13 protein-coding genes are annotated in these 14,024 nt (G+C 62.5%); 4 read left to right on the top strand and 9 right to left on the bottom strand.

Translation table 11 applies throughout. The features are described 5' to 3' along the window. Positions 1-2 precede the first annotated feature (2 nt). On the top strand, positions 3-1,142 hold the full coding sequence (locus QTJ18_RS03040) for a mandelate racemase/muconate lactonizing enzyme family protein (protein WP_252752104.1): 1,140 nt from the start codon (positions 3-5) through the stop codon (positions 1,140-1,142). Here the strand turns inward: QTJ18_RS03040 and QTJ18_RS03045 are convergent. Then, on the bottom strand, positions 1,133-2,074 hold the full coding sequence (locus QTJ18_RS03045; protein WP_252752103.1) for an AraC family transcriptional regulator: 942 nt from the start codon (positions 2,072-2,074) through the stop codon (positions 1,133-1,135). The genes QTJ18_RS03040 and QTJ18_RS03045 overlap by 10 nt on opposite strands. Between QTJ18_RS03045 and QTJ18_RS03050 the strand changes: the two genes are divergently transcribed. After that, a complete protein-coding gene (locus QTJ18_RS03050) occupies positions 2,073-2,480 on the top strand; it encodes a DUF2000 family protein (RefSeq protein WP_252752102.1) in 408 nt (135 codons plus the stop codon). The genes QTJ18_RS03045 and QTJ18_RS03050 overlap by 2 nt on opposite strands. Positions 2,481-2,528: 48 nt before the next feature. Here the strand turns inward: QTJ18_RS03050 and QTJ18_RS03055 are convergent, their stop codons facing one another. Then, entirely contained in the window at positions 2,529-3,827 is a 1,299-nt protein-coding gene (locus tag QTJ18_RS03055; protein WP_252752101.1) for a mechanosensitive ion channel family protein, read from the bottom strand. A 327-nt stretch (positions 3,828-4,154) separates the two neighbouring features. Here QTJ18_RS03055 and QTJ18_RS03060 point away from each other — a divergent pair, with 327 nt between their 5' ends. Continuing rightward, the gene (locus QTJ18_RS03060) at positions 4,155-4,625 is read left to right on the top strand and encodes an MgtC/SapB family protein (RefSeq protein WP_289852022.1); all 471 of its coding nucleotides are present in this window, start codon (positions 4,155-4,157) and stop codon (positions 4,623-4,625) included. Between the two features lie 56 nt (positions 4,626-4,681). On the opposite strand, the gene QTJ18_RS03065 is transcribed toward QTJ18_RS03060, so the two are convergent. Continuing rightward, positions 4,682-6,520, bottom strand: a complete 1,839-nt coding sequence (locus QTJ18_RS03065; protein WP_252752099.1) for an ABC transporter ATP-binding protein — start codon at positions 6,518-6,520, stop codon at positions 4,682-4,684. 57 nt (positions 6,521-6,577) lie between these two features. Then, positions 6,578-7,774, bottom strand: a complete 1,197-nt coding sequence (locus QTJ18_RS03070; protein WP_252752098.1) for an aminotransferase class V-fold PLP-dependent enzyme — start codon at positions 7,772-7,774, stop codon at positions 6,578-6,580. Between the two features lie 141 nt (positions 7,775-7,915). Between QTJ18_RS03070 and QTJ18_RS03075 the strand changes: the two genes are divergently transcribed. Beyond that, entirely contained in the window at positions 7,916-8,701 is a 786-nt protein-coding gene (locus QTJ18_RS03075; protein ID WP_252752416.1) for an IclR family transcriptional regulator, read from the top strand. 6 nt (positions 8,702-8,707) lie between these two features. On the opposite strand, the gene QTJ18_RS03080 is transcribed toward QTJ18_RS03075, so the two are convergent. The 5 genes from QTJ18_RS03080 to QTJ18_RS03100 all read right to left on the bottom strand — a co-directional run bounded on the left by QTJ18_RS03080 (position 8,708) and on the right by QTJ18_RS03100 (position 13,863). After that, positions 8,708-9,205, bottom strand: a complete 498-nt coding sequence (locus QTJ18_RS03080) for a RidA family protein (RefSeq protein WP_301557759.1) — start codon at positions 9,203-9,205, stop codon at positions 8,708-8,710. A gap of 28 nt (positions 9,206-9,233) precedes the next feature. Continuing rightward, entirely contained in the window at positions 9,234-10,442 is a 1,209-nt protein-coding gene (locus QTJ18_RS03085) for an amidohydrolase/deacetylase family metallohydrolase (protein WP_252752096.1), read from the bottom strand. Position 10,443: 1 nt separating this feature from the next. Next, positions 10,444-11,319, bottom strand: coding sequence for an ABC transporter permease (locus QTJ18_RS03090; protein WP_252752095.1), 876 nt, complete (start codon positions 11,317-11,319; stop codon positions 10,444-10,446). Continuing rightward, positions 11,319-12,260 (bottom strand): ABC transporter permease, encoded by a 942-nt coding sequence (locus QTJ18_RS03095; protein WP_252752094.1) that lies wholly within the window; start codon positions 12,258-12,260, stop codon positions 11,319-11,321. The genes QTJ18_RS03090 and QTJ18_RS03095 overlap by 1 nt, the downstream gene beginning before the upstream one ends. A gap of 76 nt (positions 12,261-12,336) precedes the next feature. Continuing rightward, positions 12,337-13,863: an ABC transporter substrate-binding protein gene (locus QTJ18_RS03100; RefSeq protein ID WP_252752093.1), complete on the bottom strand. Its 1,527-nt coding sequence runs from the start codon at positions 13,861-13,863 to the stop codon at positions 12,337-12,339. Positions 13,864-14,024: the final 161 nt, after the last annotated feature.

Here is a 14,024-nt window from a genome sequence, read left to right on the forward strand (position 1 = left end):
CAATGCATATCACCGGTTTCAAGACCTACATGCAGAGGGTGGACGATCGCCCCCGGCTGCTGCTGAAGATCGAGACGAGCGAAGGCATAGACGGGTGGGGGGAGTGCTACAATCACGGCCCCGACTGGGCGCTGCCGCCGCTCTTCGACTATCTGTTTCACCAGATCGAGGGCGAGGATCCGCGACGGGTCGAATTCCTCGTTCTGAAACTCAACCAGCAGTGCCGGTTTCCGCCGGGCGCCATGGGGCTCGCAGCGATTTCGGCGATCGATCATGCGCTCTGGGATATCGCCGGGAAATCCGCCGGTCTGCCGGTCTATATGTTGCTGGGGGGCAATGTGCGGGATCGGGTGCGGGTCTACTGCGGCGTCTATACCGCGCCGGACGCCGAACATGCCCGCGACCAGACCCAGCAGCTCTTTGAGGAGTACGGCTATACGGCCTTCAAGCTGAGCCCCTATCGCCGCGACCTGCATTCCGGTCGCTGGGGTGAACTGGTGAAGGAGACCGGCGACTGGTTTGCAAGGATCCGGGAGATCACGCCGTCGCATTTTGAATTTGCCTTCGACGCGCATGCGAAGATCTTCGAGCCCTACCAGGCGATCCAGCTTGCCGCGGCCATCGCACCCAATGATCCGTTCTTCTATGAAGAGCCGATAAGACCGGAGCATATTCCGGCCTGGGCGGAGCTAAAATCCAAGGTCACGGTGCCGCTTGCGACGGGAGAATCGCTCTACAACCGTTTCGAGTTTCTCTCGCTGCTGACAGCAAGGGGTGCCGATATCATCCAGCCGGATATCTGCGTCGTGGGCGGGGTCTCTGAGATGCGGCGCATTGCCAGCATTGCCGAGGCGCATTTTGTGACGGTCGCGCCGCACAATCCGATGGGGCCGCTGGCGACGGCCGTGAATGTCCATTTCTGTGCCGCCCAGCCGAATTTCAAGGTCCTGGAGTTCAAGCCGCACGTGCACGCGCCTTGGGCTGTCGATCCCTATATGCCCGTCGATGGCCATATGGAATTGCGTCCGGACCGGCCGGGCTGGGGTCTCGAAATCGACGAAAAGGCCCTTCAGACGGAAGACTATATCCACTGGGAGCGCAAGGTCACGCGCAAGCCCGACGGATCCACGGCCTATCCCTGACAGCCGATTTTCACAGCGCCGCCGGCGAGCCGGCGGTGGTCGCCCCTGTCGTCATGCATGAACAGCCAGCGACCCGGCGTCATGCCGAAGGCCTTGCGGAAATGGCGGGTGAAATGCGCCTGATCCGCAAAGCCGGCTTCGGCCGCTGCCGAGGCCAGGCTCTCGCCGAGCAGCATCGCGCGTTTGGCCTGTTCGAGCCGGCGCATGATGAGGTAACGGTGCGGGCTGGTGCCCATCAGCCGGCGGAATTGACGGGCCAGTTCATAGCGGTTCAACCCCGTTTCGGCTTCCAGCATTTCGGAATCGACCGCCTGCCCGAAATGGCTGTCCAGGAAGTCGCGCGCCCGCAGCACGCCGGTCTGAGCCAGATGATGGACGGGCTTTCCCGGGGCGCCTGACTGTCGGGACAGGCCAGCGGCCAGCCGCATCACCACATCGTCCATGGCAAGCGCGTCGGGCTCCTCTTCCAGATCTGCCAGGATCTCGGCCAGCGCCTGGCGAAGACCGGCATCGGATAGCACGGGATCGGCAACGAAGGGCAACGCTTGGCGATGACCGTTCACCCCGCTGATCATGGTCGGCGGAAGATAGATCATCCGGTAGATCAGGCCGTCCTCCGTGCCGGCAGCTCCATCGTGAAGCTCGTCCGGATGCAGCACGATGACATTGCCGGCATTGCTGAAATGGTCCCGTCCGCGATAGCGGAATGTCTGAACGCCGCGCAGTGTCAGTCCAAGCGCATAGGTATCGTGCCGGTGCGGCGCAAACAGCGTGCCGTGGAAGCGTGCTTCGATGCGCTCGACCCCATGCGAGGGGATTGCGCTGCGGATCGCGGCCGGCGGACGGGCTTTGCACGAACGTTCAAGACCATCCAGCGCAGCCGGCGCTAGATCTTCGTCACCTTCAATGCCCTGCACGGAGTTTGCTTGCATGTTCGACACCAAGATCGCCTTCGTCATCCGCGATGACCTTGAAAACTGGCAGAAGCTGAACGTGACCGCCTTCCTGACCAGCGGCATCGTTGCTCAGACGCCGACAATCATCGGCGAACCCTATCGTGACGGCGCCGGGCATGTCTATAATCCAATGACCATTCAGCCCATGGTGGTGCTTGCCGCTGACCAGGACATTTTGCGAACCATCCACAAGCGTGCCATCGAGCGCCAGGTGACAATTTCCGCCTATATCGAGGACATGTTCTCGACCGGCCACGATGCCGCGAATAGAGACGTCTTTGCGCGATACACTCCCGATGACGCGAAGCTTGTCGGATTGGGCCTGCGCGCCGAACGCAAGATCGTCGACAAGATCGTGAAGGGCGCCAGGATGCATCCGTGAGGGTCGGGCCACCAGCTCTGCTTCTCTCTCTGTTCGATGCTGGTCAAACTAGTCCTGCCTCCGGCTCCAGTCGTCCGTCGGCGTTTTGAGGCTGACTTCCCTCTGCGGCAGGGGGATCGAGATGCCAGCGGTCTTGAAGGCATCCCAGAGCGCAAGCAGGACCTGCCCCCGGACATTGGTGAGACCGTTCGCCGGATCGGATATCCAGAACCGCAGACGGAAATCCAGGGAGGATGATCCGAATGCGGTCAGCCAGCAGACGGGCGCCTTGAACTCATTGGCGACGCGGCCGACGGATGATGCCGATTCGATGGCGATGCGGATCACCTGGTGCGGATCGCTGTCGTAAGAGGTGCCGAAGTCGACGTCGATCCTGACATAGTCGCTCGAGAACGACCAGTTCACCACCTGTTGCGAGATGAAATCCTCATTGGGGATCAGAAATTCCTTGCCGTCCCGCGTGATGACGGAGACGAAGCGGGAGCGAAGGTCGCGGATGGAGCCGAACGTGTCTCCGAGCGTAATCGTATCGCCCGGCTTGATCGACTTGTCGAGCAGGATGATGATCCCCGAGATGAAGTTCGAAACGACCTTCTGCAGGCCGAAGCCGATGCCTACGCCGACCGCGCCGGAGAAGATCGTCAAGGCCGTCAGATCGATGCCGGTCGCCGACAGCGCGGCTGCGGCCGCAATGGCAATGAAGCCGATCTTGATGAACTTGCTGATGAGAACCTTGATGGAGGGCGACAGATCATTCGATTTCTGCACCCAGTGCGACAGGACATTGCCGATCAGGACTGCGACCCAGATGAGCGAGGCCGTGAGCACGATGGCCTTCAGCACCAGGAGCAGCGAAACCCGGACCGCGCCGAGATTGACGGCCATGCCGTCCAGCGCCGCAAGCAGCGGATCATCCAGCCGCAGCGCATGAAGCGCGAGATAGCTCCAGCTGACCCAGGCAACGGCACGCGACAGAGCGGAGTTGCGGATGATCTTGGTGAGGATGGAGATGACGAACCAACCGGCCGTCAGGGTGAGCGCCATCGACATCAGCCATCGGTGCGTAGACGGAAGATATTGAGACAGGCCAAGATTGGCGAGCCAGAGCAGAACCGTGAGATAGAGCCATTTCAGGCGCCGCATGAAGGCGATGATCACACGCAGCAGGTCGGGATTGCCTTTGATGCGCCGGGCGCGCGCCTCGAAGGCCGGCTCCGTTCGCGCCGCGGCAAACAAGGCTATGCCATAGAGGACGATGATCAGGCCCAGCTGGATCAGAACCCAGCCATTCAGGACGAAGGTCTCGAGCCATCGTTCAACACTGGCCATCGCCGACGAAAGGGTCATCTTCCTGTCCTTCCGGAATGCCGATGCTCGCACAGAGGCGGACGAGCGGTCTGACCCTGCGAGAAGTGCGGGCAGGGCAAAAGGTTTCCGCGCCCTCATGAGAATCATGATCCATCGATGAAAAGCGTCCTGTGGCTGGCTCACCCGTCCGCCAGGCCGGTCGCCCGGCATCGCCGGGGACGAAGCTGGGCGGCCGATGTTTTGCAGACGGCGGCGTGGACAGAGGATGCCGCCCATGAAACCGTATTTGTCGTCGCGGGCTTTGTGTGGCATCCAGTAGGCACGTGTATTCGCAGCTGAAACGAGGAAATCTCCGTGGCAGAGGAAATGTGGTCGACCCTTGTGAAGGAATTTTCCGACATACCCGATCTGTCGACCATCACGCTGATTACCGTGCGGCTGACGATTGCGGCGGCACTCGGCGGCATTCTCGGATATGAGCGGGAGCGCAAGGGGCGAAGCGCGGGCGTGCGAACCCATATGCTGGTCGCCGTGGGCGCGGCCCTGTTCGTCATCGCGCCGCTTCAGAGCGGCATGGAGGTCGGCGACCTCTCACGCGTCCTGCAGGGCATTATCCAGGGGATCGGCTTTTTGGGGGCGGGCGCTATCATGGTCCGCTCGACGCGCCAACAGGTCGAAGGCCTGACAACGGCTGCCAATATCTGGGCAACCGCCGGGATTGGCATCATTGCCGGCCTGGGCCTGGAGGCGACGGCCATTCTGTCGACCGTGGTGGTGCTGATCATCCTTGCAGCCGTGCCACTGGTCCTGCCCAAGGATGCCGATGGCGATCGATAATGGCAAGGCCGAGAGAGCGGGCTTGCCGCCTGCTTGCGGCCCGGCTGGGTGTGCGCTTACTCGGACATGACGAGGTGACCCTCGGAGACGGCGCGGTAGCTGCGGGTCGGCAAGACGGTTTCCGGCGAGCGGATCGGGCTCTTCAGTTCATCCACGATCATGTCGCGCCTTTGCCTGCGCCGGGAGGGATCCGGCACGGGAACGGCATCGAGCAGCTTTCGCGTATAAGCGTGCTGCGGATTGCTGAAGACGGCTGCCCTTGGACCGATCTCGACAATCTCGCCCAGATACATCACAGCGACCCGGTGACTGGCGCGCTCGACGACAGACATGTCATGGCTGACGAACAGGAAAGCGAGTTCGAGCTCCTCCTGCAGGTCGAGCATCAGGTTGATCACCTGGGCCTTGATCGACACATCGAGCGCTGAGACGCTTTCGTCCGCCACGATGACGCGGGGACGCAAGGCAAGAGCCCGGGCAATGCAGATGCGCTGCCTCTGTCCGCCGGAAAACTCGTGCGGATAGCGCTTTGCCATGTCGGCGGAAAGGCCAACCTTGAACAGCAGATCCGCGACGACGTCCTGCGCCTCTTTTGCCGTGCCCATCCGGTGTTCCAGATAGGGTTCGGCGATCGCCTGGCCGACGGTCATGCGGGGATTGAGCGAAGCGAAGGGATCCTGGAAAATCATCTGCACGGATTTGCGCATCTGGCGGATGTCGCGCGGGCCAAGGGTCAGCATGTCGCGGCCATCCACCATGACGGAACCCGCATCGGGCTCGATCAGACGCATGATCGCTCGACCGGTGGTCGACTTGCCGCAGCCGGATTCGCCGACCAGCGACAGCGTTTCTCCGGCCATCAGGTCGAAGGAGACGTTTTCGACCGCATGCACGCGACCGACCAGCCGGCCCAGAGGTCCTGCATGAATATCGAAGCGCTTGGTCAGCCCCTTGACCGACAGGACCGGACGTGTGGCATCGACAGTGTCCTTGACCTCCGTGGCCTCCATCGCCATGCCGGTCGAAGGATCGACGACCGGGAAGCGCAGCGGTCTTTCGTGGCCGCGCATCGAGCCGAGCACCGGAACGGCGGCGAGCAGCGCGCGAGTATAGGGATGCTGCCCACGATGGAAAATATCGGCGGTGGCTCCGGTCTCCACCTGTTCGCCGCGATACATGACCACTGTCCGATCGGCGATCTCGGCGACCACACCCATATCGTGGGTGATGAAGAGGACAGACATGCCATCCTCCTCCTGAAGTTCCTTGATCAGATCCAGGATCTGGCCCTGGATCGTGACATCGAGCGCCGTCGTCGGCTCGTCCGCAATCAGCAGTTTCGGCTTGGAGGCCAGCGCCATGGCGATCATCACCCGCTGGCGCATGCCGCCGGAGAAGCGGTGCGGATATTCGTCGAAGCGGGAGGCGGCGGAGGGAATGCGCACCTTTTCCAGAAGCCGGATGGTCTCCGCGCGGGCCTCGCCGAAGGAAATATCGCGATGGCAGAGAAGCGCCTCCGAGATCTGGTCGCCGATCGTGAAGAGCGGGTTCAGCGAGGTCATCGGCTCCTGGAAGATCATGGAGATCTCGTTGCCGCGCACCTTGCGCATCTCCTGTTCCGGCAGCGACAGGAGTTCGCGGCCGGAAAGCCGCACCCGGCCGCTGATTCGGCTGGTCGCCGGGTCCAGGAGACGCATGATCGACAGGGAGGTGACGCTCTTGCCGGAGCCGCTTTCGCCGACGATCGCCACCGTCTCGCCGGCCGACACCGTGAAGGAAACGTCCCGCACGACCGGGCGCCAGGCGCCATCCACCATAAAGGCGGTCGTCAGGCCGTCCACCTCGAGGATGGCCGGTCGATCGCCTGGCGCGCCGTGCTGCTGCGTGTTCGTCATGTCTCGCATGGTCCTTCGTCCCTTGGCTTTCCTGGAGGCTTGGCTCTCGATCCCCGTTCAGTCGGGCCAGCGCAGCATGCCGTCGAAGCGGTGACGGCTGAGATTTTCGATCGGCGTCGCGATGATCTCGTTGGAAGCCCGGGCCTTGTCCAGCTCCGCGGTCAGCCGCTCGGCCACGACGACCTCTTCACCCGGATGCAGGTTGCACGGGTCGAGATAGAAGTAGTTATGTTCCGCCTCATGGTCGCGGACGATGATCGGCGGGCTGCCGGCGCGAAGGGCGGCGGCCAGATCCCAGGCGGTGATATGGGCCTCGCGCGGATCGACGATCACCCGCAGACGATCCAGCGGGTTCTGCGTCGGGTCGGGCTCGATCAGCGCGGTTACGCCGGCGCGATCCTTCAGGGCCTCGCGCCACAGGCTCAGATAGCCGCTTTCACGCGCGCGGATCCCTTCATGATCCCGATTCTCCCAGGCCTCCAGGGCTGCCATGACGCCGAAAATGCTCTCTTTGCCGACCTTCATGCCGCGGCCGATGCCCATGTTCTGCAGAAAGGTGTTGCGCACCATTTCCTTGCGGCCGGCAACGATGCCGGTGGTTGGCCCACCGAGGAATTTATGGCCCGAATAGAGCGCTGTGTCCGCGCCGGCCGCCAGGAAGGTCTTGAGATCGTATTCGGAAGCGGCATCGACAATGACCGGAACGCCGCGAGCATGGGCGATCTCGATAAACTCGGAGAGATGCAGCAGCCCGTAATCGACGACATGATGGGAGACGACATAGACGGCTGCGGCCGTGCGTTCGTTGATCGCGTTCTCCATGTGATAGCGGTGCGTCGAGGTTGCCTGGCCGATCATCACCACCTTGCCGCCCGCCAGCCGGATCGATTGATCGACGGGAGCGCCATAGCTCACGACATGGCCCATCTGCACCAGGACCTCGTTTCTGGCCGGCGCGACATCCGGCAGACGTTCGATGGCGAGCAGGTCCGGCCCGGTAATGGCGCCGGCGACGGCAAGGCTGATGCCGGCGGCGCAGGACGCGGTCACGAAGCCCGCTTCGCCCCCCGTCAGCCGCGCGATCACTGTGCTTGCCTTGCGCTGCAGGTCGTTGATCTCGACAAAGTGCGGCAGGATTTCCGTCATGGCGGCCACCGCCTCCGGCACGACGATGGAGGCGCCGAGGCTCGTCATGGTGCCGGATACGTTGATGACCGGCCGGAGGCCGAGCCTGGTGCGTGGGTCGTTGGACATGGTCGTGATACTCCTGATCTGGCGGCATGCGGGTCGCTATCGACAGCTATGCCATAATAATATAATAGCTCCACGAATCCTCCGAGGAGCACCGTCGTGTCATCGCAAGCAACCAGCAAACATTCCGTCCCCGATACGGCCGTGCCGACGGAGGGCGAAAAGACCGCGCGGCGAAGCCGCGTCAGCGGCATTGATCGGGCGCTGCAGGTCATCGATCATCTGTATGAAACGGGCGCGCCGGCCGGCGCCTATGCGATTGCCAAAGCGATCGGCGCACCGCTGTCCACCGTCTATGTGATCATCGAGGATCTGGTGGAAAAACAGATGCTCACCCGCAGTGCCGACAATTCGGTCTGGCTTGGTCCGCGCCTCTATCATTACGGCCTCGCCTATGCCCGGTCGCTGGATTTCATGAGCGTTGCGACGCATGAGATGCACGATCTGTGCCGGCAGGTCGGCGAGACGGTGCAGCTGTGCGGACGCGATGGTGATCACATGCTGGTCCTGGCAATGGCGGACGGGCCGAGCCATTTTCAGTTCGCGTCGCGCGTTGGAACGCGCGTGCCGTTGAACTGGACGGCGTCCGGACGTCTGCTTGTCGGCCACATGCCACCAGAAGAGCGGCGCGAACTCTTTCGCCGCTGTGCCCGCATTTCGCCCACCGGCCGCGCCGAAGTGGATGCTGCGAGCCTTTGCGACGCCGCCGGAAAGGCGTTCGAGCAGCGGCTTTCCGTGCAGGTTGCCGAATCCGATTATGCCGTGGCCTGTATCGCTGCCCCGATTGTCGACGATGCCGGCAGTTGCGCCGCCACGATTTCGATCGTGCTGCCCGAGCAGAAGGTGAAGGGCAATGACAGTCTTTACGCCGGAAGCGTCATGGCCTCGGCGGCGAAGATCGAGAAGATGATGGGCTGGCGCAACCATTGACACCGCCTAATCCCTCAGCGCCACGATGGCTTCGATCTCGACCGTGATATTGCCGGGCAGCGAGCCGAAGCCGACCGCCGATCGCGCGTGCCGGCCTGCTGCCCCGAAGACGTCGAGAAAGAGGTCTGAACAGCCGTTGATGACCTTGGGGTGATCGAGAAAATCCGGCACGGCATTGACCATGCCGAGCAGCTTGACGATCTGCTTGACGCGGGACAGATCGCCCAGCGCATCCTGCATCACCGCAATCAGATTGATGCCCACGAGGCGGGCATGGCCATAGGCCTCATCGACGCTGACATCCGCCCCGACCTTGCCGGCATGCAATGTGCCATTCTCGTCCAGGGGGCCCTGGCCGGACAGGTAGAGCATCTTGCCCTCCACCACATGCGTGACGAAGTTGGCGATCGGCGGCGGTGGGGGCGGCAGGCTGATGCCGAGTTGGGCCAGCCGGTCATAGGCGCTTTGCTGCGGATCGGCGCTGGAAATTCGGGGATGGGTCAAATTAGCTCCTTGATGCAGATGCGCGCGCTTAGCGCCACGAATAGCCATGGCTGTGGCGAACCAGCTTGCGGGCACGTGGAATGTAGCGTGAGGCGGCAATGGCTTCGGCGCCAATGATCGCATAGCGCGGCTCGAACAGACGGTTGAGGCGGGAAACGTCCCCATTGCTGTCGGTCGCTTCGAGATCGGCATCGACAAGATCGAAAATCGTGAAGTCGGCACGCGCACCGACGCTCAACCGGTTTTCCATCGACAATTTGATGACCGAGGCCGGCGCATGAGTCACGGCCTCCACTACCTTCTCGAAGGGCATTCCGACGCTGAGCAGCTTCGACATCGTGGTTGCCAGATCCCAGACTGGGAAGTTCATGGAATGGCCGTGCAGGTCTGTCGAGATCGAGAAGGGCAGGAGGCCGCGATTGATCGCCGCTTCCGCCACCTTGAAGGAGAAGGAGGCGCCGCCATGGCCGATGTCGAGGCGGATGCCTTCGGAGGCGCAGCGCTCGGCCAGAGCGAACAGATCCTCGTCTTCCAGGATGGAGGACCCAGCCTTGCCGTTGAAGCAGTGCGTCACCACGTCGCCGGGCCCCAGGATCTCAAGTACCTCGTCGTAAAGCGCCGGGGGCTCGCCGACATGCACCATCATCGGGATCTTGAGGATCTTGGCGATCTTCTTGCCGAGCTTGACCGGGGTCACGCCCCAGGAGCCGGTGATGACATGGCTGGCTCTGACCTTCAGGCCGACAATATGCTCGCTGTTCTCCGCATAGCATTCCAGGATGCGATCGAGATTGATGTCCTTGATGTCGCGCAGTTCCGGCACGCGGTTGCAGGCAACGAGGCCGATCGAGCCGAGGTTCAGGAAGGCCTTGATGCGTTCGCGCGAGGGCTCGATGATGTATTCCCGAAAGCCATGGAAATTGGCCTCGCCCGCCGATCCTGCATCGACAAGGGTGGTGACGCCGCGTTCCGCCCCGCATTCGGAGGGGCGGATGGAGATGTCGGTGCCGCCGTGCCAGATGTGAACATGCAGGTCGACCCAGCCGGGCGAGACATAGGCGCCCCCGCCTTCGATCGCGGTACAATCCTGCGGCGGCTGCAGGTTCTCGCCGATCGCGACGATCAGACCGTCGCCGCCCACGAGTATGTCTGTCGCCTTGGCCGCTTCGGACGCACCGAAAGCCATCGGCCTGATATTCTTGAGGAGGAGCGGTCTGCCCGATGCAGTGCCGGCCATGTCAGAGGTCCTTTCGAAGGCGGGGATCGAGCATGTCACGCAGTCCGTCGCCCACCATCTGGAGGGAGAGGACCGAGAGAACGATGGCGAAGCCCGGGAAATAGGTCATCCAGTCCGCCTGGCCGACATATTGGCGGCCGGCGGCAATCATCGTGCCCCAGGTGGGAATTTCGGGGCTGACGCCGAGCCCCAGGAAGGAGAGGCCTGCTTCCGCCAGCATGGCGCTGGCGAAGAGGAAGGTGCCCTGCACAAGAATGGGCGAGGCCAGATTGCGCAGCACGTGCCGCGTCATGATGTGCCAGGTGGAGATGCCCAAGGCTCGCGCGGCTTCGACATAGGGCAGTTCGCGGATCACCAGTGTCGAGGCGCGCACGATGCGGGCAAGGCGCGGTGCATAGACGACGGAGAGGGCAACGATCACGGTGGCGAGCGAGGGGCCAAGCGCGGCGACGAGCGCAATGGCAAGCAGGATGTCCGGAAAGGCCATCATCGCATCGATCAAGCGCGCGATCGGCGTGTCCAGCCGCTTGAAGAAGCCGGCGAGCAGGCCAAGCGCGACACCGATCACCGCCGAAAGGCAGACGACGGAGGCGCCGACGAAGAGCGACAGGCGACCGGCATAGATGGTCCGCGAAAAGATGTCTCTGCCGAATTCATCCGTGCCGAACCAGTAGACCGAACCGGGCGGCTTCAAGCGGTTGACGATCGACAGCTTGGAGGGCGAATAGGGGGCGATCCAGGGTGCCAGAACCGCAAGCAGGACGAAGATCGCCAGCACGATCAAACCGATCGCGACGGTCTTGCGCTTGAGAAAGCGGCGCAGGAACAGGGCCCTTGGTGCGGCGGCCTGTCCGGATGTCGTGGTAATCTCGGCCATCAGTATCGCACCCTCGGGTCAATGAGCAGATAAAGCATGTCGATCAGGAAATTGATGAGGACGTAGAGCCCGGCAATGACCAGGAGTGCGCCCTGGATGACGGGATAATCGCGCCGCAGCACCGCCGACACCACCAGACTGCCGATCCCCGGCAGGCCGAAGACCGTCTCGGTGACGACGGCGCCGGCGATGAGGACCGCCGCCGTCAGGCCAAGCACGGTCAGGATCGGGATCAGCGCATTCTTCAGCGCGTGCTTCAGCACGACACGCCGCTCGAAAAGGCCCTTGGCGCGGGCGGTGCGGATGTAGTCGTCGCTGAACACGTCCAGCATGGAGGCGCGGGTGAAACGCAGGATGAGTGCCGAGGAAACCAGGCCGAGCGCTATGGCCGGCAGTGTCAGGTGATACATGCGGTCGAGGAAGCTTGCGCCCGGCCCGCCATAGCCCGAGACCGGAAAAAGCCCAAGCCGCACCGCGAAGATCTGCATCAGAATGAGGCCGAGCCAGAAACTGGGGATGCTGGCGGCCAGCATAGCGAGCGTCGTGGACGCCTGGTCGATCAGCGAGCCTCGGCGATAGGCGGCATAGATGCCGATCGGAAGTGCGATCACCGCGGCGATGAGCAGCGAGAAGACGGTCAGGAAGAAGGTGGGCTCCGCTCGCTCCACCAGGGCCTGGCCGACCGGAATGTTGAGAAAGATCGACTGGCCGAGATCGCCCTGCAGCAGCTGGCCGATGTAATAGGCATACTGGACCGGGATCGACTGATCGAGGCCAAGACGGGCACGCAGCGCGACGATGTCCTGCGGGGTTGCATCCGGGCCAAGCATCACGGCCGCCGGGTCACCCGGCGTGACGCGCACGATGATGAACACGATCGTCACGACCAGGAACATGACGACAATCATGCCGGCCAAACGTTTGAGAATATAGCTGATCATGCGGCTCGCTTCCGGTGCCTCGCGCGAAAAGTGAGGAACGGATGCGGGCAAAGGCGCCCGCATCCGCAAGCTCAGGTCAGGGATTCAGGGAGGCGTTCCAGAAATAGGGCCACGGGGCGGGCTCGACGCCGTCCAGCTTGGTGGAGATGGCGGCCACGGCGTTGAAATTGCCGATCTTCAGAAGCGGCAGCTCATCATACATGGTCTTCTGGACGGTCTGCCAGAGGGCGATCCGCTTGTCCGGATCGGCTTCCGAGGTAAAGGCATCCACGGCTGCCTTGCGTGCCGGCGTGTCCCACCAACCCGGCGAGCTCGTCGACAGCGCGCCCATCAGGGCCGGCTCCGGCAGGAAGGGGCTGTGGGAAATGTAGATGTCCCAGAGCTTCGGATCGGCGCGACGTTGCGTCAGCGTCGCCCAATCCACAACCTGGAGGTCGACCGTGAAGCCGGCAAGCTTCAGATATTCGGCCGCCACCTGCGCCATCTTGTAGTGGAATTCGTACTGGCGGCTGGTGAGGATCCGCAGCGGCTTGCCGTCGTAACCGGTGGCCTTCAGATCCTCGGCTGCGCCTTCCGGATCGCCAAGGTTGTAATTGCCTTCGGTGCCGATCTCGGTGTGCCAGGCATAAGTGTCGGGATAGAAGGCGCCGTCTGCCGCGTAGAACTCCTTGGCGCCGAAGGCGGCGGCCAGCATATCCTCTGTGTTCAGCGCCTTTTCGACAGCCTTGCGCACCGCAAGATCCGAGGAAAGGCCTTCCTTGGTGTTGAAGACGAAGACGGGAAAGCCGAAGGGCTTCAGCATGATCGGCTGCGAGGCGCTGGAGGATTTGACCCGGTCATAAGCCTCGACGGGGATCGAATCGACATAGGCATACTGGCCGGAAATCGCTGCCTCGACCCGCGTATTGGGATCGGGAACGGGCACGAAACGGATCTCGTCGAGATATTGGTGGCGCGCGCCACCATAGCCATCGGCCTCGCCCGAGCGGGACTTGTAGCCGTCAAAGCGCACCAGCTGGATATATTGGTCCGGCTTGCGCTCCTTCAGCATGTAGGGGCCGGTGCCTACGACATTGCTCAGCGTATCGGCCTGATTTTCCGACGGCAGGATGACGGCGGCCGAATTGTTGAAAGCAAGGAGCGACAGCAGCGGTGCGTAAGGCTGTTTCAGGGCGATGGTCACCGTTTGCGGATCGGCGGCGGTAATCTTTTCGATGAAGGATGCCGCCTGCTTGCCGCGCGAGGCGATCTTCATCCAGCGCTCGAGCGAGGCGACAACATCCTCCGCATTCATGGCCGATCCATCATGGAAGGTAATGTCGCTGCGCAGCTTGATCGTATAGGTTTTCCCATCGCCGCTGACCTCCGGGAGGCTCTCGGCCAGAAGCGGCGTTACCTTCCAGCTCTTGTCGAAGGTGTAGAGCGTCTCGAAGATATGCTGCGTGACGATGCCGACGAGATCGGCCGTCGATGCCATGGGATCGAGCGTCGGCGGTTCGCCGATCGTCGCGACATTCACCACGCCACCACGCTCGGCAGCAAGGACGAGGCTAGGCGCTGCGATCAGCACGGTGGCGGCAAGGAAGGCAAGTTTCATGCGCATGATGAGGTCTCCCGGTTAATTGTTCCATAGTTATGTATTGTAGTTTCTAACTATAGAGTACTCGGCAAGACGCGACTGTCAATGCTCGACGATCGGCAATCGACGAGATTTTATGGAGATGCTCGTGTGAGCGCCTGGGTGGACAGTGATGAGGGAGATTG

This window comes from Rhizobium sp. SSA_523 (assembly GCF_030435705.1).
Taxonomy (GTDB): domain Bacteria; phylum Pseudomonadota; class Alphaproteobacteria; order Rhizobiales; family Rhizobiaceae; genus Neorhizobium.